This window comes from Mariniflexile gromovii (assembly GCF_017814435.1).
GTDB classification, from domain to species: domain Bacteria; phylum Bacteroidota; class Bacteroidia; order Flavobacteriales; family Flavobacteriaceae; genus Mariniflexile; species Mariniflexile gromovii.
Genome location: NZ_JAGJCB010000005.1, coordinates 1 through 19812, shown reverse-complemented (window position 1 = coordinate 19812; position 19812 = coordinate 1). Strand labels below are relative to the sequence as shown.

At 33.9% G+C, this 19812-nt stretch carries 22 protein-coding genes; 10 read left to right on the top strand and 12 right to left on the bottom strand.

What is annotated here, in order from left to right; translation table 11 throughout:
* Window positions 1-34: 34 nt before the first annotated feature.
* The gene (smpB, locus tag J8H85_RS07130) at window positions 35-493 is read right to left on the bottom strand and encodes an SsrA-binding protein SmpB (protein WP_209653981.1); all 459 of its coding nucleotides are present in this window, start codon (window positions 491-493) and stop codon (window positions 35-37) included.
* Window positions 494-625: 132 nt separating this feature from the next.
* On the opposite strand from smpB, the gene J8H85_RS07125 reads away from it, so the two are divergent.
* The 4 genes from J8H85_RS07125 (at window position 626) to J8H85_RS07110 (ending at window position 5212) form a co-directional block, all read left to right on the top strand.
* Window positions 626-2218, top strand: coding sequence for a S41 family peptidase (locus tag J8H85_RS07125; protein ID WP_209653979.1), 1593 nt, complete (start codon window positions 626-628; stop codon window positions 2216-2218).
* A 149-nt stretch (window positions 2219-2367) separates the two neighbouring features.
* A complete protein-coding gene (locus J8H85_RS07120; protein ID WP_209653977.1) occupies window positions 2368-2964 on the top strand; it encodes a porin family protein in 597 nt (198 codons plus the stop codon).
* Window positions 2965-2974: 10 nt separating this feature from the next.
* Window positions 2975-4375: a dihydrolipoyl dehydrogenase gene (lpdA, locus tag J8H85_RS07115; protein ID WP_209653976.1), complete on the top strand. Its 1401-nt coding sequence runs from the start codon at window positions 2975-2977 to the stop codon at window positions 4373-4375.
* A gap of 189 nt (window positions 4376-4564) precedes the next feature.
* Window positions 4565-5212, top strand: coding sequence for an outer membrane beta-barrel protein (locus J8H85_RS07110; RefSeq protein ID WP_209653974.1), 648 nt, complete (start codon window positions 4565-4567; stop codon window positions 5210-5212).
* A 141-nt stretch (window positions 5213-5353) separates the two neighbouring features.
* On the opposite strand, the gene J8H85_RS07105 is transcribed toward J8H85_RS07110, so the two are convergent.
* The 4 genes from J8H85_RS07105 to J8H85_RS07090 form a co-directional block, all read right to left on the bottom strand.
* The gene (locus tag J8H85_RS07105) at window positions 5354-6397 is read right to left on the bottom strand and encodes a Gfo/Idh/MocA family oxidoreductase (protein WP_209653972.1); all 1044 of its coding nucleotides are present in this window, start codon (window positions 6395-6397) and stop codon (window positions 5354-5356) included.
* 48 nt (window positions 6398-6445) lie between these two features.
* A complete protein-coding gene (locus tag J8H85_RS07100; RefSeq protein WP_209653970.1) occupies window positions 6446-7120 on the bottom strand; it encodes a PrsW family intramembrane metalloprotease in 675 nt (224 codons plus the stop codon).
* Between the two features lie 9 nt (window positions 7121-7129).
* Complete coding sequence (locus tag J8H85_RS07095; RefSeq protein ID WP_209653968.1) at window positions 7130-7681, bottom strand: NUDIX hydrolase; 552 nt, start codon at window positions 7679-7681, stop codon at window positions 7130-7132.
* A gap of 242 nt (window positions 7682-7923) precedes the next feature.
* The gene (locus tag J8H85_RS07090; protein WP_209654379.1) at window positions 7924-9012 is read right to left on the bottom strand and encodes a M42 family metallopeptidase; all 1089 of its coding nucleotides are present in this window, start codon (window positions 9010-9012) and stop codon (window positions 7924-7926) included.
* Window positions 9013-9111: 99 nt separating this feature from the next.
* On the opposite strand from J8H85_RS07090, the gene J8H85_RS07085 reads away from it, so the two are divergent.
* From J8H85_RS07085 to J8H85_RS07075, 3 genes are read left to right on the top strand one after another with little or no spacing between them, the layout of a single operon-like run.
* Window positions 9112-9792 carry a DUF4294 domain-containing protein gene (locus J8H85_RS07085; RefSeq protein ID WP_209653966.1) on the top strand — a complete coding sequence of 227 codons (681 nt, stop codon included), beginning with the start codon at window positions 9112-9114 and terminating at the stop codon, window positions 9790-9792.
* Window position 9793: 1 nt separating this feature from the next.
* A complete protein-coding gene (trhA, locus tag J8H85_RS07080; protein WP_245243751.1) occupies window positions 9794-10426 on the top strand; it encodes a PAQR family membrane homeostasis protein TrhA in 633 nt (210 codons plus the stop codon).
* A 52-nt stretch (window positions 10427-10478) separates the two neighbouring features.
* Window positions 10479-10982 carry a GNAT family N-acetyltransferase gene (locus J8H85_RS07075; RefSeq protein ID WP_209653964.1) on the top strand — a complete coding sequence of 168 codons (504 nt, stop codon included), beginning with the start codon at window positions 10479-10481 and terminating at the stop codon, window positions 10980-10982.
* A gap of 63 nt (window positions 10983-11045) precedes the next feature.
* Here the strand turns inward: J8H85_RS07075 and J8H85_RS07070 are convergent, their stop codons facing one another.
* The 3 genes from J8H85_RS07070 to J8H85_RS07060 all read right to left on the bottom strand — a co-directional run bounded on the left by J8H85_RS07070 (window position 11046) and on the right by J8H85_RS07060 (window position 13043).
* Entirely contained in the window at window positions 11046-11474 is a 429-nt protein-coding gene (locus J8H85_RS07070; protein ID WP_209653962.1) for a DUF4268 domain-containing protein, read from the bottom strand.
* A gap of 129 nt (window positions 11475-11603) precedes the next feature.
* On the bottom strand, window positions 11604-12278 hold the full coding sequence (locus J8H85_RS07065; RefSeq protein WP_209653960.1) for a ZIP family metal transporter: 675 nt from the start codon (window positions 12276-12278) through the stop codon (window positions 11604-11606).
* Between the two features lie 33 nt (window positions 12279-12311).
* Window positions 12312-13043 carry a class I SAM-dependent methyltransferase gene (locus J8H85_RS07060; RefSeq protein ID WP_209654374.1) on the bottom strand — a complete coding sequence of 244 codons (732 nt, stop codon included), beginning with the start codon at window positions 13041-13043 and terminating at the stop codon, window positions 12312-12314.
* Between the two features lie 312 nt (window positions 13044-13355).
* Here J8H85_RS07060 and J8H85_RS07055 point away from each other — a divergent pair, with 312 nt between their 5' ends.
* Together J8H85_RS07055 and J8H85_RS07050 are read left to right on the top strand one after the other, a co-directional pair.
* Window positions 13356-14513 (top strand): THUMP domain-containing class I SAM-dependent RNA methyltransferase, encoded by a 1158-nt coding sequence (locus J8H85_RS07055; RefSeq protein ID WP_209653958.1) that lies wholly within the window; start codon window positions 13356-13358, stop codon window positions 14511-14513.
* An 80-nt stretch (window positions 14514-14593) separates the two neighbouring features.
* The gene (locus J8H85_RS07050) at window positions 14594-14812 is read left to right on the top strand and encodes a hypothetical protein (RefSeq protein ID WP_209653956.1); all 219 of its coding nucleotides are present in this window, start codon (window positions 14594-14596) and stop codon (window positions 14810-14812) included.
* A gap of 318 nt (window positions 14813-15130) precedes the next feature.
* Here J8H85_RS07050 and fahA read toward each other — a convergent pair whose 3' ends face one another.
* Window positions 15131-16414, bottom strand: a complete 1284-nt coding sequence (fahA, locus tag J8H85_RS07045; protein ID WP_209653954.1) for a fumarylacetoacetase — start codon at window positions 16412-16414, stop codon at window positions 15131-15133.
* Between the two features lie 200 nt (window positions 16415-16614).
* On the opposite strand from fahA, the gene glyA reads away from it, so the two are divergent.
* Window positions 16615-17886, top strand: a complete 1272-nt coding sequence (gene glyA / locus J8H85_RS07040; RefSeq protein WP_209653953.1) for a serine hydroxymethyltransferase — start codon at window positions 16615-16617, stop codon at window positions 17884-17886.
* 406 nt (window positions 17887-18292) lie between these two features.
* On the opposite strand, the gene J8H85_RS07035 is transcribed toward glyA, so the two are convergent.
* The 3 genes from J8H85_RS07035 to J8H85_RS07025 all read right to left on the bottom strand — a co-directional run bounded on the left by J8H85_RS07035 (window position 18293) and on the right by J8H85_RS07025 (window position 19543).
* Window positions 18293-18679, bottom strand: coding sequence for a hypothetical protein (locus J8H85_RS07035; protein WP_209653951.1), 387 nt, complete (start codon window positions 18677-18679; stop codon window positions 18293-18295).
* 69 nt (window positions 18680-18748) lie between these two features.
* Complete coding sequence (locus J8H85_RS07030) at window positions 18749-19030, bottom strand: hypothetical protein (RefSeq protein WP_209653949.1); 282 nt, start codon at window positions 19028-19030, stop codon at window positions 18749-18751.
* A gap of 78 nt (window positions 19031-19108) precedes the next feature.
* A complete protein-coding gene (locus J8H85_RS07025) occupies window positions 19109-19543 on the bottom strand; it encodes a hypothetical protein (RefSeq protein ID WP_209653947.1) in 435 nt (144 codons plus the stop codon).
* Window positions 19544-19812: the final 269 nt, after the last annotated feature.

The window sequence follows — 19812 nt, the reverse complement described above, 5'->3', positions numbered from 1 at the left end:
AAACATATTATTTACCTAAAAGAATGTTAGTAATTTATTTAAAGTTTTTCTTAATACGGTCTAAATCTCGCTTATTGTCGCGGTCTTTTATTGTTTCACGTTTATCAAAAAGCTTCTTACCTTTTGCTAGGGCAATGTCCATTTTAGCAAACCCTTTTTCGTTAATAAACAAACGCAATGGCACAATGGTAAGCCCAGAACTTTGAACTTCTTTATGTAATTTTTTAAGTTCCTTTTTGTTCAGCAACAATTTTCGTTCCGCTTTGGGGCGGTGGTTGTAATAATTGCCAAAAGCATACTCTTCAATGGTAGCGTTAATTACAAAAAGTTCGCCTTTTTCATTAAACTCACAAAAACTTTCGGCAATAGAGGCTTTGCTACTTCTAATCGATTTAATCTCCGTACCCGTTAGCACAATACCAGCGGTGTACTTATCTAAAATTTCAAATAGAAAGCGCGCTTTTTTGTTTTGTATGTTTATGTTTTTTTGCATCGACCACAAAATTACATAAATTTATTATTAGACTCACATGTCATTTTCCTGAAACGTTAAATAAATTTAAATCCTTTTTCAATTGACTAAAATACGAGTAATTTACAATCCTTAAAATTTGAAAGTTGCACTATGAAAAAACAAGGCCTTTTGCTTATTGTTTTAATGTTATTGATGTCTTGTGGAAGTATTAAAAAATATAACGAGCACATTACCCAATTACATTCGGTTGAAGATTTAAGAAGAGATGTTGATAAAGTTTACAAACAATTACAACAAAACCACCCCAAATTATACCAATACACTACAAAAGAAGTTTTAGATTTTAAGTTTGATAGTTTAAAAACAGCCATTACCGCCCCAATAACTTCACGCGACTTTTATAAAAAATTGTCGCCCGTAGTCGCTCAAATTAAACAAGGGCATATTTCGTTAGGTTCCGTAAGTAAACGTTATACAAAAAAGGAAAAAAAAGCACTAAAAACACGTAAATTTGAGTTTTACGATTTGGATTTTGAGTATTTAGATGATAAACTTTGGGTGGTTGGAACTAAAGGAAAAGATTCAACTGTCATTGGAAATGAAGTTTTTAAAATTGACAATGAACTTGCAACAGATTTAGCAAAACAGTACAAAACCCAATTTGCATCAGACGGTTATAATCAAACCTTGCACAATAGAGCTTTAGGTAATAGTTTCTCCATTTTCTATTATAAAGACAAAGGTTTTTTAGATAGTTTAAAAATTGAATTCAAGCAAAAAGATTCGTTGTTTACAAAAACGTTTCGGCGTATTTTGAAAGATGATAAAGTTAAAAAGAACGATTCTATAGCGCGGATAGTTGCCAAAAAATCAACTAAAGAAGAAAAGCAACAAAACCGTTTGGAAGCCAAAAAGAAACGCAAAGAACATAAAAAGCGTGGCTATATAGCATCCAAAAAAGAATATACCCGAAATTTTGATTTTATAGGAACCGATAGTGCCGTAGCTTACATGAAAATTAGAGCGTTTAGCAACGGTAATTACAAGAAATTTTACAAAGAGAGTTTCAAAGTATTGGATTCATTAAAAACCAAAAATCTCATTTTAGATTTGAGAGATAATGGCGGCGGAAGAATTGCTGAAGTTGACTATTTGTATTCGTACTTAACCGATAACGAGTATGTTTTTTTAGCGCCAGTTGAAGTAAATAGCAGGTTCCCGTACCTTAAATACTTATTAAGTAATGGCAATCCAACTGTTTTAAAAGTTTTTGGAGTTTTGTCTACCATAGAACCCGCAACTTTGGCTTTTCAATACTTAAAAACAAAGAAAAAAGACGGTAAAATATATTTCAAAATGAAATACAACAAAATAAGAAAGCCCAAAAACTTAAATTATAAAGGACAACTATACGTAATTACTAATGGGAATTCTTTTTCGGCATCATCGTTACTATCCACACATTTAAAAGCTAACAATCGTGCGGTTTTTGTAGGTGAAGAAACCGGTGGCGCTTACAATGGTTGTGTTGCTGGGATTTATAAAATTTATGAAATGCCTACTTCAAAACTTAAAATAAGAATGGGTTTGATGCAAATTGAAGCACCTTATAAACAAACACCTGATGGTTATGGTGTAAAACCCGATATTGAAATCCTTCCTAATATAGAAGACAGAAACCTGCATAAAGATCCCGAACTGGATTGGATTTTAAACACTATTAATACCAATGAAAAATTATAGGAATAATTAGAATTAGTTTAAAAGATTCTTACCTATAACGGGATTTATTTTCAATATAATAGAAATAAAAATTACTATTATTAAAGAATTCTTTTTTATTGACTTCCCATAAAACATTTGTATTTTTGTTATCAAATTTTTTATTCTGAATGAAATATTATATTTTATTAAGTCTTCTATTGCTAGGAATATTTGTAAATGCTCAAGATAATCAAGGAGTTATAGGGATTAAGGGAGGTTTAAACCTAGCTACTTTTACTGGAGCAGAAGATGTTGATTTTTCCAGAATAATATCTTTTAATTTGGGAATCATGCTTGAAACAAAATTATCAGAATCTATTTCTTTACAACCGGAAATTTTACTTTCTGCACAGGGTTCCAAAGCTAGTATAGATTCCCAATCCGCAGATAACAGGCTGTATTACCTTAATTTGCCCATATTATTGAAGTTTTATACATCTGATAGATTCAGTTTTGATATTGGGCCACAATTGGGGATTTTGATTTCGGCAAAACAAAAATCGTCATCGTCATCATCAACAGATAATGATATAAAAACCCTTTTTAGCGATAATGATATTGGTTTAATTACGGGTATTAGCTATAAATTTGTTAGTGGGATTAATTTTTCTGCCAGATATAATTTTGGTCTAAAAAATATTATTAATACAAATCTTTATTCAAATGAAAACAAGTTAAAGAATGGGGTTTTTCAATTATCAATAGGTTATTATTTTAAAAAATAGAAATTAAATTATGAATTCATACGATGTAGCCGTTATAGGCTCGGGTCCTGGAGGTTATGTAGCAGCCATTCGTTGCGCACAATTAGGCATGAAAACTGCCATTATAGAAAAATACAACACACTTGGTGGTACCTGTTTAAATGTTGGTTGTATACCAAGTAAAGCACTTTTAGATTCTTCACACCATTACGAAGATGCTGTTAAACATTTTGAAGAACACGGTATTGAAATTCCTGGTGACATTAAAGTGAACCTTGAAAAAATGATTGCCCGTAAACAATCGGTAGTCGATCAAACTACAGGGGGTATCGATTTTTTAATGAAGAAGAACAATATTGATGTATATCAAGGTTTAGGAAGCTTCAAAGATGCAACTCATATTACAATTTCAGGTGATGAATCGATTGTAATTGAAGCTAAAAATACCATTATTGCCACAGGAAGTAAACCTTCAAGTTTGCCTTTTATAAATATTGATAAAGAACGTGTTATTACGTCTACCGAAGCTTTAAAACTCAAAGAAATTCCAAAACACTTAATCGTAATTGGTGGTGGCGTTATTGGTTTAGAGTTGGGTCAGGTTTACAAACGTTTGGGTGCTGAGGTTTCGGTTATTGAGTTTATGGATCGTATTATTCCAACCATGGATGGCGGACTTTCAAAAGAACTTAATAAAGTGTTGAAGAAACAAAAATTCAACATCAATATCTCTCACAAAGTAAAATCTGTAGAGCGTGTTGGTGATGAAGTTATTGTGAAAGCCGATAACAAAAAAGGAGAAGAAATCGAGTTTAAAGGTGATTATTGCTTAGTATCTGTAGGGCGTCGTCCGTATACCGATGGATTGAATGCTGAAGCTGCGGGTGTAAAATTAACCGATAGAGGTCAAATTGAAGTGAACGATCATTTACAAACAAGTGCCAAAAACATTTATGCCATTGGCGATGTTGTAAAAGGCGCGATGTTGGCGCACAAAGCGGAAGAAGAAGGCGTATTTGTAGCAGAAACGTTGGCTGGACAAAAACCACACATCGATTATAACTTAATTCCGGGCGTAGTTTACACATGGCCAGAAGTTGCTGCTGTTGGTAAAACAGAGGAGCAATTAAAAGAAGCAGGTGTAGAATATAAAACAGGGTCTTTCCCAATGCGTGCTTTAGGTAGAAGTAGAGCGAGTATGGATTTAGATGGTTTCGTTAAAATTCTAGCAGATAAGAAAACCGATGAAATTTTAGGGGTTCATATGATTGGTGCACGTGCTGCCGATATGATTGCGGAAGCCGTAGTGGCTATGGAATTTAGAGCATCTGCTGAAGATGTTTCAAGAATGTCTCATGCGCATCCAACATTTACCGAAGCTATTAAAGAAGCGGCTTTAGCGGCTACGGAAGATAGAGCGTTGCATATTTAACTCAATTCCTGCAAAAGCAGGAATCTCAATAAAGTAAAAAAGCGAACCATGTGGTTCGCTTTTTTTATGTAAAAATATCTGTTATATATATAATAATTTATTTACAATTAGTTTAAGATAAGTTAATGTCAATATTTGATTATTGGTGCAATATTTGGCAAACATAAATCTAATCTTAAAACCATATTTATGAAAACACATTTAATTATTGCATTAGTATTAGTGAGTACATTTACTTTTGCTCAAAACTCAGAAGAAAAATTTGAAATACCAAAAAACCAATGGATTGTTGGAGGCATTATAAATTTTAATTCTCAAAATAGCGAAAGCGAATACGAATCTTCCAATTCCGATTCTAATCAAACGTCACTTTTTATAAAGCCAGATATTGGTTATGCAATAGATAGTAATTTAGTAATAGGTTTGATGCCAGGTTTTAATATTCTAAATTTTAAACATGATGGAAGTAATGATGAGTATAAAAGTAATGGATTTAGCATAGCTCCTTACATTAGAAAATATTTTGCTATTAGCAATAATTTTGCTCTTAATGTGCAAGGAGAATTCATGTATTCATATCAAAAAAATGAAAATATATATGCTAACAGCGGAACTAATTTTACAAGTGAATCAGATAGGAATTCAATATTTATAGGCGTTAAACCAGGACTAACTTATAGCTTAACCAATAAAATTTATTTGAATGCTAATTTAGGATCAATAGGTTACTACAGTGATAAAAGTGAAAATAATGAAGGAATTGTATCGAAGTCCAATAACTTTAATCTTAGTTTAAGTTCTTCAGATTTATACTTTGGGGTTTTAGTGCTATTATAATTTACAAATTACTATAAAAAAATTAAAAAGGGAGTTTTTTAAACTCCCTTTTTTCATATATTTTGTAAATCTTTTAAGTTTTAAAGTGTTGATTGTTAGGTTTTTGTTGTGTTATTTTTTTTAAATGATACAAGCTGAATATCATAAATAAACGACTCTTCCTTCCTTATGGCTTTTTAAAGCTGATTCAATAATTTTTATAACATTTAAACCTTCTTCAGCAGAAACGGGTACTTGCTTATTATTTCTTAAGGCTTGATAGATAGCATTATAATATGCCATATAATCACCTTTTAAAGTTGGAATGTGTTTTTTGATGACTTCACCATCAATTTCGGTATGTAACAATCCACTGTCTGTGTCTAATTCCATACCCCAATTATGACTTCCTGGTATTTTTCCAGATTGAAGATCTTTTTCCTGAACATCTGTTTTCGGTTTTATAAATGAACCTTTTGTGCCGTGAATAATATATCCCGGTAAAGCCTCTCGAACATAATAACTTGATTTTAGAATCACTCTATGCGATTTATAAAATAGTTTTACATCGAAATAATCACCTACTTTTGATTGAGGTCGAAATGAATTCAAATCTGCAAAAACAGCTTCAGGCATACCAAACAAAACCAAGGCTTGGTCTATGGAATGAGAACCTAAATCGTATATACTGCCTACACCCTCAGTAGGTGTTTCTTTATGGGTTTTATAGCTCAGTACAGGATCATAACGGTCGTAATGCATTTCTGCTTCTACAATATTCCCTAATAATCCTTCATTTAGCACTTTTTGAACTGTTTTAAAATCGCTGTCATAGCGACGATTTTGATAAACGGAAATCAGTACATTTTTTTCTTTAGCCAATTGAATTAACTCTTCAGCTTGAGCAATGGTTGCTGTAAACGGTTTTTCTACTATAACATGCTTACCGGCATTTATGGCTTTTTTTGTAAAATCAAAATGGGTAACGTTAGGTGTATTTATAACCACTAGCTCAATGCTGTCGTCTATTAACATACTTTCTAAAGTTCTAAATGTTTTAACTTTAGGATAATTTTTTTGAGCTTCATTTTTAGTTCTTTCAAATACGCCATATAAATTAAAATTTGGGCTTACTGTAATGAATGGTGCATGAAAAACATGTCCGCTCATTCCATAAGAACATAAAGCTGTGTTTATTGGCTGCATAGGGTTGTATTTTATTTATGTCATTAAATTACTTGTTTTTTGTTTAAATCAAACTTTAAAATGTGAATTTAACAAATGCACTTTCATGGCTTTTCTAGATAAAAGAACCCCAATAAATAGTGAAATGAAAGCACCCACCCAAACACCAGGGATAAAGTTTATAAATAAGAAAAAGTCGTATGCTCCATGAAATAGAACGGCAAGGAATAACCCTGCTAAATTCAGTACTATTTTATGGTTGGAAAATTTGGCTTTTCCCATAAAGTATCCCATTAAAACACCAAAGGTAGCATGAGCTGGTACCGCGGTAAAGGCTCTTAAAACGGCCGTTTCAACGCCGCCTTCCAGTACGTAAAAAATATTTTCGGTAGCCGCAAAACCCATCGATACCATAACGGCGTACACAATGCCATCAAAAGGCTCGTTGAATTCTTTATGTTTTTGAGAATAGTATCGCACAATAAGGTATTTGCTTAATTCTTCGGAAAAACCAACAACAAAAAAAGCTTTTATAAATTGTTGTGCAATACTGGTTTTATTGGTTAGTGGTAGTACAATATCAAATACAAAATACATGATGGTAGTTATAAGGATGCTGACTACCGCACCCAAAAAAAAGTTGAGCAGCAACAAGCGCTTCGGTTCTTTTTCATATTTATCCTTAAAATAAATATAAAGCATGACAATAAGTATGGGTGCAATAGCAAATAGGAGTAAATTCATTGTTTGAAGTTAAGCTATATGTTTTAGGATATTTTTATAAATCACCTCGTAGTAGGCTTTGTTTGAAGGCACAAAATGATTATCTATACCCACGTTTTCAATTAGGTAGGCAAGCTCTTTAAATGATACCAATTTTAAAGCTTCAACCTCTTCTTCTTGTACTTTTAATGCAGAAAGCGGTACTTTAAGTTCGGCTATAAATGTATTGTGGAATTCATTATCAACGATGCCATTTTCATAGGATTGGAAACATTCAAAAATACCAATGGGTTTTAAATCGATTTCTGAAATGCTTAACCCAATTTCTTCTTTGGTTTCCCTAATGGCTGCTTGTTTGGCAGTTTCGCCTGCATCGATATGACCTGCTACCGAAACATCCCACATAAGCGGACAAATGCTTTTTTTTGCTGAACGTTGCGATAGTAACACAGCGCCATTTTTAGTGTAAAACCAAACATGGGCGGTATGGTGGTAATAGCCTTTTTGATGGATTACCGATTTTAATTCCGATGTTCCAGTTGGGTTTCCTTTTTCATCTACAATGTCTATGTATTCGTCCATATTTTATTGTGAAGCGTTAATTTTAATTGAAGTAGCCTTGCGTTAGGGATTACTCATTGCTTAACATTTTTGAATTGATGAATTCGTGAATGCTACGCATTTGGAGTGGCATCCTTTTTTGCCATTAAAAGCAAAAAAGATATAGCGGAAAGCCCGACCCTTGTGGTAACGCCCAATTGATTAATATTTGATATCTTTTTTGTCATGAAAAAGATTCCCGCTTTCGCGGGAATGACAAAGTCTTATTTAAAATAACTAAACGTTTCGCCTTCTTTTATGTTAAGTAAACTTTCGTAAATAAGTTTTATAACGTTTTCTACATCTTCTCGATGTACCATTTCCACGGTGGTGTGCATGTAGCGCAGTGGCAAGGAAATGAGTGCCGATGCTACACCGCCATTACTGTATGCAAAGGCATCGGTATCGGTACCTGTGGCACGCGATAAGGCGTTGCGTTGGAACGGTATTTTTTTAGCTTCGGCGGTATCGGTAATTAAATCGCGTAACTTTTGCTGTACCGCTGGGGCGTATGCAATTACAGGACCTTTGCCCAATTCTAAATCGCCTTGGGTTTTCTTTTCAATCATTGGCGTGGTGGTATCGTGCGTAACATCGGTAACAATGGCCACATTTGGTTTTATGGTTTGGGTAATCATTTCGGCACCACGTAAACCAATTTCTTCTTGTACAGCGTTTACAATGTACAATCCAAAAGGCAAGGTTTTTTTGTTTTCTTTTAGTAAACGCGCCACTTCAGCAATCATAAAACCACCCATGCGGTTATCTAGAGCACGACATACAAATTTATCGCCGTTTAAAATATGGAATTCATCGGGGTAGGTGATAACGCAGCCCACATGCACTCCTAATTTTTCAACATCGGCTTTGGTTTTACAACCACAATCAATAAAAATATTGTCTGGTTTAGGTGCTTCTTCTTTAGCTTTATCGCGTGTATGGATAGCTGGCCAGCCAAAAACACCTTTTACAATGCCGTTTTTTGTATGGATATTTACAACTTTACTTGGTGCTATTTGGTGGTCGCTTCCGCCATTTCTAATTACGTAAATCAATCCGTCATCTGAAATGTAATTTACATACCAAGAAATTTCATCGGCATGTCCTTCAATAACAACTTTGTACTTAGCTTTTGGGTTTATAATACCTACCGCAGTTCCGTAGGTATCGGTAATAAATTCATCTACATAAGGTTTTAAATAATCCATCCACAGTTTTTGTCCTGTCCATTCGTAGCCTGTTGGCGCTGCATTATTTAAATAAGATTCTAAAAAGTCCATAGACTTTTTGTTTAAAATGCTCTTCATTGTAATGTGTTAAAGTTTTGCACTAAATTAATAATATAAATAGAAAAAAAATGTTTTAAACATTGTAATTTCTTAATTTTGAATGATTATTGCTCCAAAAATTTTATGAAGAATTTTATTATATATCTATTTTTAGTATGCCCTGTTTTTTTCTATGCACAAGTTAAAGATGCAGAGGAAGATACTTCAGAATATGAATATATGTTTATAGAAGGCGATTCTGTGCCTCAAACCATCGTAAGTTTAAACCCTGTTTACATACTTGCCAATATGAAGTTTGCAAGTAAAGAAGATAGGATTCGATATTTGATTTTACGACGAAAAACACTGAAAGTATATCCGTATGCTAAGTTAGCTTCAGAAAGGTTGGATTCCTTAAATGCCCGATTGGAATCTATGAAGAAGGCCAGTGATAAGCGTAAATATACCAAAATAATCCAGAAGTATATTGAAGGTGAGTTTTCGGATGAATTGAAAAAATTATCGAGAACTGAAGGACAGATTTTAGTAAAGTTAATACACAGGCAAACTGGTAAAACTACCTTCGGTTTGGTAAAAGAACTCCGTAGTGGCTGGCGGGCCTTTTGGTATAATTCTACCGCTAATATGTTCGACATTTCATTAAAAAAGCCTTTCGACCCTAAAAACGTGTATGAAGATTATCTTATTGAAGATATTTTGCAACGCAGTTTTAAAAGTGGCTTGTTGGTTCGACAAAGAGCCGCAGAAGAATATAATTTTTACGATTTAACAGATATCTGGATAGATAAACAGAAAAATAAGTAAGTTGTCAGTTTACAATCAAACACCTTTACAAGAACGATTAAATGCCATTTCTCACTTTATTGGTGTTTTTTTTGGTATGATAGGATTGGCTTCTCTAATTATTTTTGATGGCAACAAAACCAATTGGAGTTTGTTAAGTGTTATTATTTATGGCATTTCCATAGTAACCATGTTTACGGCATCTACACTTTACCATTCGGAAAACCATGAAGTTAAAAAGCATTACTTACGCATTGTAGATCACATTAGTATTTACTTTCTTATTGCGGGTACTTATACACCTGTATTATTAATTACTTTACATGAAAGTTTAGGTTGGACGCTTTTTTATGTGGTTTGGGGAATCGCTATTTTTGGTGTTATTTTAAAGCTGTTTTTTACGGGCAAATTTGAAATATTTTCTACCCTTTTGTATTTAGTAATGGGGTGGCTTATTGTACTCGATTTTACAAACCTATCTAAATTAATGCATAGTAACGGTGTATTGCTATTGTTTGCGGGTGGGATGGCGTACACAGTTGGGATTATCTTCTACGCCATAAATAAGATACCTTATAACCATGTTATTTGGCATTTATTTGTGCTTGCAGGTGCTGTTTTTCATTTTTTTATGATATTTTTTTATGTGATTTAACCTTTTTGTCAATCCTGTAAAGACGGGAATCTCATGAATGTAAACTAGGCTTATGATAAAAATTATTCCAGCAACTAAAATTATTGATTTTCAATGTATTTCTAACTTAGCCCATACTATTTGGAACGAACATTATATTACAATTATTAGCTTGGAACAGATTGAATATATGCTTGATAAGTTTAATTCTGTACAAGCATTTCAAGATCTATCGCATCAAGGTTATTCGTTTTTTTACATCACTTATAATACGATTCCTGTTGGGTATATTGGAGTTAAAAAAGAAACTAATTTTTTATTTTTAAGTAAACTGTATGTACTGAAGGATTATAGAGGGAAGAAAATAGGAAAAGCTGCCATGCAACATGTTTTTGATTTAGCCAGTTCTTACAAGTTGAAAAGAGTAAAACTGAATGTGAACAAGTTTAATACCAATTCCATTTTAGCTTATGAAAAGTTAGGTTTTGTAAAAACAAAACCCCTTGTTACAGAAATAGGGAATGGTTTTATAATGGACGATTATGAAATGGAAAAACAATTGACAATGGACAATTAACAATGGACAATTGAAAATTATCAATTCAAAATCGTTAATCGTCACTCAAAAATCGTAATTCACTTAATCCTCAATCACATCCTTATATTCCTCAAAAAAAGCTTCAAATAAGCTCATCTTTTCATTGAAGAATTCCATCACATCGCGCCATGTGTTTTTATTGTGAATGGATACTTTTTGTTCTAAAGGCACGTAAATTCTAGATATTTCTTTTTCGTTTTCAAGTAGGTATTCTTCTTCAAAAATAGCATCCGGTAAAAAATCATCCAAAAGAATCGATTTCAATGCAGTTAGTTTTTCCCAGTATTTAATGCGGTATTCCAAATCGTCTTCCAAATCCAGCGTTACTAAAGCCGACTTGGTATCAAAATGAAATTTAAAACTAAAGCCCTTCAGCTTGGTATCGTACAAAATCCATTTCCGTGGAAACGATTTCCCATAACTCGTCCAAAATTCTTGTCGTAATAATCTAGATTCTTCTTTTGAAAACATTTTTTTATAGTTTCATAGCTTCAAAGCTTCAGAGTTACAAGGCTTCAAAGTTTCAAAGTTTCAAAGTTTTTAATTTTGCCTATTGCCTATTGCCTATTGCCTATTGCCTATTGCCTATTGCCTATTGCCTTAAATCAAATAAGCCACCCCAACACCAACAACAATAGAGATAAATTTCGATAAGTTGAATTTATGTCCGTCGCCACTTTCAAATAAAATGGTTGTTGAAATATGGAAAAAGATACCAATAACAAAGGCATTAATAATTTGCGAATAATCGGCAAGGGCTTCCCAAGTATTACCTATAAAAGTTCCTAAAGGCGTCATAAAAGCAAAAACCAACAAAAATCCAGCAATTTGTGTTTTACTGTATTTAGATTGGAATAAAAACATAGTAATTAACGTAGCAATAGGAATTTTATGTACCAAAACCCCGTAAACCATATCGTTGTGGTCGTGTATAGAAAACCCTTCTAAAAAACTATGGATGCACAAACTAATAAATAACGACCACGGAAATGCCGTTTCATGCTTGTGTATATGCACATGCCCATGTTCGGCACCTTTAGAGAATAACTCCAGCACAATTTGAAGCATGATACCGCACATTATAAACAATCCGGAACGTTTGGCATCTAAATGTTCGTAAACTTCGGGGAGCAATTCAAAAAGTGTTAATGCTAATAAAAACGAACCACTAAAAGAAAGTAGTAGTTTGGTGTTCCACGATTTTTGATTTTTGGTAATGGTAGCTAAAAAAAAGCCAAGAATAACAGCCAGTATAGGAAACAGAAATTTGTTCATTTAAAAAATAACCTACTTAAAATATAATTAATACTATTTAAAAATCATCACTAAACGTTCCGATGTTTTGTTGTTAAACTTACGCAATTTATAATCACCAAAAACATCCAATAAATAAACACCGGCTTCTTCAAAAAGCACTTCAAAATCGGCTAAAGTAAAAGCTCTAACACGCTCTTGGAAGTGATAATCTTTACCCTCGGCAATAAAGCTAATATCTTTTATAATGTAACCATCTTCAACATAACGTTTTAAGTTAAAATCAATGCCGTCAACCGTTTTTACCTCCTCGGGCACTAAATTATCAATTACAAATTCACTGTTCATAAAATCAATTACCCCAAAACCAACAGCGTTCAAATCGGTTTTTATAGCCTTAATGGTATTCAAATTATCTTCATCCTTATCAAAATACCCAAAACTGGTAAACAAGTTAAAAATGGCATCAAACTCCTTATTAAAAGGTTTGCACATGTCGTGTACCTCAAAATGCAAGGTATCGTTTTCAAATTGTTTGGCGTAGTTAATACTGTTTTCGCTCAAATCGGCACCCGTAACATCAAATCCCAACGAGTTTAAATACACCGCATGTCGCCCACGTCCACAAGCCAAATCCAGAATTTTTCCACCCTCCGGAATATTCAAATAGCCCGTAAGCGTATCCATAAAATGTTGCGCCTCGGTATCATCTCTATCTTTGTATAAAATATGGTAAAATGGCGTATCAAACCAAGAAGTAAACCAAGTAGTTGTGTCTTTATTCATATCAACTTCCTGCGTAGGCAGGAATCCTTTTTTTATTTTTTTGGGGTTACCCCGAAAAGGGGTCAGGCTTTCCATTATATCCTTTTAAAACGTCATTGCGAGGACGAAGGAGGTGGCAATGTGCCAAACCATAGTGCTCAACAAAGTACACTGTAAATCAGTTTTAAAAAGGATGCCACTTCAAATGCAAAGCATTCACGAATTCATTAGTTTAAAATATAAACAAATGAGTAATCCTTAACCCATTATCAGCAATTGCTGGTTAATTAACCGCAAAATTACGTTATTTTTGCAATCTATTCGAGATAAAAAATGGAAGAAAATTTTAATATGTTGGCCAAAACCCTATTTGGTTTTGAAGAATTGTTAGCAAACGAACTCACACAACTAGGTGCACAAGACGTAAAAACAGGGGTAAGAAGCGTATCTTTTACGGGTGATAAAGGTTTTATGTACAAAGCCAATTTAGGCTTGCGCACCGCTATAAAAATATTAAAACCCATAAAAACTTTTGTGGTAAATAACGAAAAGGATTTATATGATAACTTATATAAAATGCCATGGGAACAGTATGTAAAACCGTCGGGAACCATTGCGGTTGATGCTACCATACATTCCGATTTGTTTACAAACTCACTCTACATAGCACAGAAAACCAAAGATGCCATTGTAGATAAATTTCGTGATACCACGGGCGAACGCCCTAATGTGGACTTGAAATTCCCCGACCTAAAAGTAAATGTACATGTAGATAGGCACCAATGTACCATTTCATTGGATTCATCGGGCGATTCCCTACACAAACGCGGGTATAAAATGGCAACTAACATAGCACCCATAAACGAAGTGTTAGCAGCTGGATTGATTATGCTTTCAGGTTGGGATGGTCAATGCGATTTTATGGACCCCATGTGTGGTTCGGGCACCATGCTTATTGAAGCTGCTATGATAGCCTGTAACATACCACCAAACCTAATGCGAAAAGAATTCGCGTTTGAGCGTTGGAACGATTGGGATGTAGAACTTTTTGAAAAAATTGAAGAATCGTTGCTTAAAAAAACACGCGATTTCCATCATAAAATCACAGGTTACGATAAAGCACCAAGTGCCGTAGCCAAAGCCATAGAAAATGTAAAAAATGCCCAATTAGATGATTTTATAGAAGTAAAACACGAAGATTTCTTTAAAACCCAAAAAGGCGGCGACGAAAAACTGCACATGGTGTTTAACCCACCATACGGCAAGCGTTTAAATATTGATATGGAAGAATTTTACAAAAACATGGGCGATACCCTAAAACAAAGCTACCCAGGTACCGATGCTTGGTTTATTACCAGTAACCTAGATGCTTTAAAATTTGTTGGTTTACGCCCTTCACGAAAAATACATTTGTTCAATGCGAAGTTAGAAGCACGTTTGGTTAAATATGTAATGTATGAAGGAAGTAAAAAGGGTAAGTATATGAAATAACGAATTCCTGCGGATGCAGGAACCTCATTAATTATAACTATTAAATTTCATGCTAACTTTTTTAGGATAAATAATTTAAAATGAGCGAATTTAAACAATATAGAAGGAAGAATTTAAGCGAAATGCGGCCTTACGTTAAGGGAGAAAAGTTAGATGGCAACGTGTCTATTAGCGAAGCAGATTTAAAAGCTGGAAGCCCAAAAGTAGGGAACATGATTGCAAGAAACCCAAAGAACCACAAAGACCAATGGTTAGTAGCCAAAGCTTACTTTGATGATAATTTTGAGCGGGTAGAATAGTGTTTTGCTAATACACATTATTTACGTTATTGCGAAGACGAAGGACGAAGCAATCTGTTTAATGTAAACTTTTAGTTTCGATTTATAAGATTGCTTCGTGCCTCGCAATGACTTCTAAGGAGAACAACCTAATTCCTGCAAGTTCTTATTTGACCTGAAAGGTATCCAACTAGAACAATTATAAAGCCTACAAGGTTTTTGAAACCTTGCAGGACTGTGTATAGTAAATTGTAGAATGAGATTGCTTCGTGCCTCGTAAAGACGTAATTATTTAAATTGACGAGATAATTTTGTGCCTCGCAATGATAGAATATAGTGCTACTTACGTTTAAAAACTGGCAATAATTTGGTAGATACTTCACCAAAACCAATACGTGTTCCGTCTTTTTCACAGTAACCACGCATAATAACGGTGTCGTTATCGTTTATAAAAGTACGTTCGCTACCATCTTTCATTTTAATAGGTTTTTCACCTTTCCACGTCAGTTCTAACATCGAACCGAAAGAGTCGGGGGTAGGACCAGAAATGGTACCGCTTCCCATCATATCACCCGAATTTATAGGGCATCCATTTATGGTATGGTGTGCCAGTTGTTGTGCCATATTCCAATATAAATATTTGAAATTTGATTTACTAACAACGGTTTCTTTAGCGCCACTTGGGCGAATGGCAACTTCTAAATTAATATCGTAACTTTTTTTGCCTTTATATTGAAGGTATTCCAATTGTGGCTTAATAGGTTTTGGGCTCTCAACACGATAGGGTTCTAAAGCATCCAATGTTACAATCCATGGTGAAATGGACGATGCAAAGTTCTTCGCTAAAAAAGGACCTAGTGGCACATATTCCCATTTTTGAATATCGCGTGCGCTCCAATCGTTTAAAAGTACCAAACCAAAAATGTATTCTTCGGCTTCTTCAATAGGAATGGGTTCACCTAAATCGTTGGCAACGGTTGTAATAAATGCCATTTCCAATTCAAAATCCACCAATTTACTGGGGCCGAATACAGGCGTATCCGCACCATTTGGAAGCATTTGTCCCTGCGGTCTGTGAACCGGAATTCCCGAAGGAATGATAGAAGAACTCCTTCCGTGGTAAGCCACCGGTATATGCAACCAGTTTGGTAATAAGGCATTTTCAGGGTCTCTAAACATAGAGCCTACATTGGTGGCGTGCTCAATGCTTGAGTAAAAATCGGTATAATCGCCAATTTGTACAGGCAATTGCATTTCAATTTCATCTAAACGAAAAAGTACAATTTCTTTATGGCGCTTATTTTCTTTTAGGGTTTTATTGTTGCTGTCAAAAATTTGTGCAATACGGTTTCTAACGGCACGCCATGTTTTTCTGCCATCGGCAATAAAATCATTCAAGGTGTCTTGAAGAAAAATATCATCGGTTAAAGGAATGCCCTCAAAATACCCTAATTGGTGCAATGCTCCCAAATCGATAGCCGTATCGCCAATTCGGGTTCCAATGGTAATGATGTCATCACGCGTTAAAAACACCCCAAACGGAATGTTTTGTATTGGGAAATCGGAATTTTTATCGACGTGTAACCACGATTTTCTATCTGGATTGTTAGCTGATAATGGCATAACTTTAAAGTTTAATGTTTATTGAATTATATTCAAACCTACACATTTTTTTCATTTTAAAGGAATAAAATGCAGAAAAATTAGGTTTCTTTTAACCGTTAATAAAACCGTTAAAAACTTAGAAGTAAATATATGTTTTTTGGTGTATTTAACTAATCTATTTGTTACTTTTGCCGAATATTTAACAAGAAATTAATTTTATGCAACGCGACGAACAAATTTTTGAACTAATTGAAGCTGAAAAAGAACGCCAATTACATGGTATAGAACTTATTGCATCAGAGAATTTTGTAAGCCCACAAGTAATGGAGGCTGCAGGTTCTGTGTTAACCAATAAATATGCTGAAGGTTACCCAGGGAAACGCTACTATGGTGGCTGTGAGGTAGTTGATGAAGTAGAACAAATAGCTATTGATAGAGCAAAAGCCTTGTTTGGTGCTGCATATGTAAACGTACAACCACACTCTGGAAGTCAAGCAAACACAGCAGTTTATCACGCTTGCTTAACGCCTGGAGATAAAATTTTAGGTTTCGATTTGTCGCATGGTGGCCATTTAACCCACGGATCGCCGGTAAATTTTTCAGGTAAATTATACAATCCTGTATTTTATGGTGTAGAGCAAGAAACAGGTGTTTTAAATTATGATAAAATTCAGGAAATAGCAACCAAAGAACAACCAAAATTAATCATAGCTGGTGCATCTGCATATTCTCGCGATATCGATTTTAAACGTTTTAGAGAGATTGCCGATAGCGTTGGTGCTATTTTAATGGCAGATATTTCACATCCTGCAGGTTTAATTGCTAAAGGTATATTGAACGACCCTATGCCACATTGCCACGTTGTAACAACTACAACCCACAAAACCTTAAGAGGCCCAAGAGGTGGTATGATTATGATGGGACAGGATTTCGATAACCCATTCGGAATTACATTAAAAGATGGTAGTTTACGTAAAATGTCGTCGTTATTGGATTCTGCGGTATTCCCAGGAAACCAAGGTGGCCCATTAGAGCATATTATTGCCGCTAAAGCCATTGCTTTTGGAGAAGCGTTGACCGATGATTTCTTGCATTACCAATTACAAGTAAAATCTAACGCAGCAACTATGGCAAAAGCCTTGGTTGAAAAAGAATACAATATTATTTCAGACGGAACGGACAACCACTGTATGTTGATTGATTTACGCAATAAAAACATATCTGGTAAAGATGCTGAAAATGCTTTAGTAAAAGCCGATATTACCGTAAACAAAAACATGGTTCCTTTTGATACCCGCTCACCGTTTGTAACATCAGGTATTCGTGTGGGTACTGCTGCTGTTACAACCAGAGGTTTAAAAGATGCTGATATGATTGCTATTGTTGAATTGATTGATGAAGTTATCATGAATCATGAAAATGAAGAAGTTTTAGCATCAGTAAAAGACAGAGTAAACGCAATGATGGCAGGACGTCCATTGTTTGTGTAGTTAACGTCGTTGCGAGGCGTTTTTTACGACGAAGCAATCTCTTTAATGGAAATAAATAAAAAAATCCTGCTTTGTGCGGGATTTTTTGTTTTTGGGCGTTACCCAAGGGTCGGGCTATCGCTACTCAATCTTTTTGCGAAAAAGCAAAAAGGATTTCAAACAGACCGCTCAATCCCTAACGCACTTATTTGCTAAGGCCATTACCGAAAGGGAAAGTGAAGTGGCAATCTGTTAAAATCACTTTTTTTATTAGTTATATACGCATGTTGTAGCTAGTTTTTTAATTGTTTATAACGTGTCTGCAATTATCAAATATGTTTTTCATGGATTTTGGTATAATTGGTTTTACAAACCTCCTGGGGTAGAATGTGTTATTGTAAATATTCTTGCTCCAATAATCGGTTTTTTAGCAGCCGTATATTTTTCTGGTAACTAAATATACTGTTATTCCAGTAATTATAGGTATTATAAATCTAATCCAATTATTTGTTTCTTGAATCCAATATTTATTTAGAATCCAATTCAATCGAAACGCTTGTAACGGATTTAATTTGAAAAATATCTTTTGTTCTTTGTCGCTACTGTCTAAAAATGTTAATATGTAATTATAGCCTTGTGGGTAAACACCTAATTGGTATTTTGAGTATCTGCGAACAACAAAATCTGAATAATCTTTTGGTGAGGTTCCAGAAGGGTAATCAAATTTAATACGCTGAATTATACCGTATTGAAAAACAACGATACAATCTATAAACTCAATAACTCCGTTTAGGTATTTGCTTTTTAATTTCATTATCAGCGTTTTGTTTGTCAGTCGCACGTAACAGTTGCGTTTGAGTAAGGTCAGTCGGGAGTTATATCGTTATTTGTTTCTAAAATTTTTAATACCAACTAACACATAGAATAAAATACCACATATTGCAGCAAATGGACCAAGGTCATCGCCTTGTAAAGTAATAGCTAATAACCAATCAAAAAGAGTAAAACTAATTAATAAAACGAAAACCAAGCCTAACAACCAATATATTATAACAGGTATTATTGATTTTTTCTTGTTGTACCAATATTTTAAAGAGTAAATAAACCCAATAAGTAAAGCCAACTTTACGGTGATAATAATTAAATTGTCGGTTGTTTGAAACATATAATTAATTTTTGTTTATGTCAGATTTAAAATTCAATATCGAAAAATTAAACGAGCAGATAGAATTAAACAAAAAAATTAAGCCTTTTCCCCTTTCTCGTAAAATGAAATTGATTTTAGAGGAACTTGCAAATTCTTGTTCGGACGAATTTTAATATCTCCATTATTATATTCCATTACTCCAATACTCAAATAAGTATTTGACCTATCTGATTTTTTATACTTATCCAATATTCCTTTTCTGACTACAATATTGTCCTTTTCAAAAAAATCATCTGTATAAGGTTCGTGTATTTTTAGATTTACTGTATCATCATCCACATCTTCAATTATCAAAGAAAATCCTTCTCCTTGATAATCCTGTAAATAATAAACACCACTCATTGCTTTCTGTTCTTCTAAAGATAAAAGATGTATTCTTTTTGGATTGTCATTTTCATTCGGAAATTCAATCACGTTTATAAATCTTATGAAGTCCACAAAAAACTTCTTTTTTTCTTCTTTCTCTCTCATCCTCTCGGTGTTTAAATTAGCTATAAGGTTTATGTATATGGAAAGTTGCGTGTTTGTGTGCGAGGATTTTCCGAAGGAAAATCAGATTCAAGCAAACAAAGCAACTCACATTGGTTAAGCACAAAATAGCTATTTTTTATAGCATCCATGAAAAAGCAGAAAGTCCAGTATCTTTAAAGTTCACCAAAACAATTAAGATATGAAACCTGAACAAACTGCCCAACCAAAGTTATACATAGGAATTGACATACACAAGAGAAGCTGGAAAG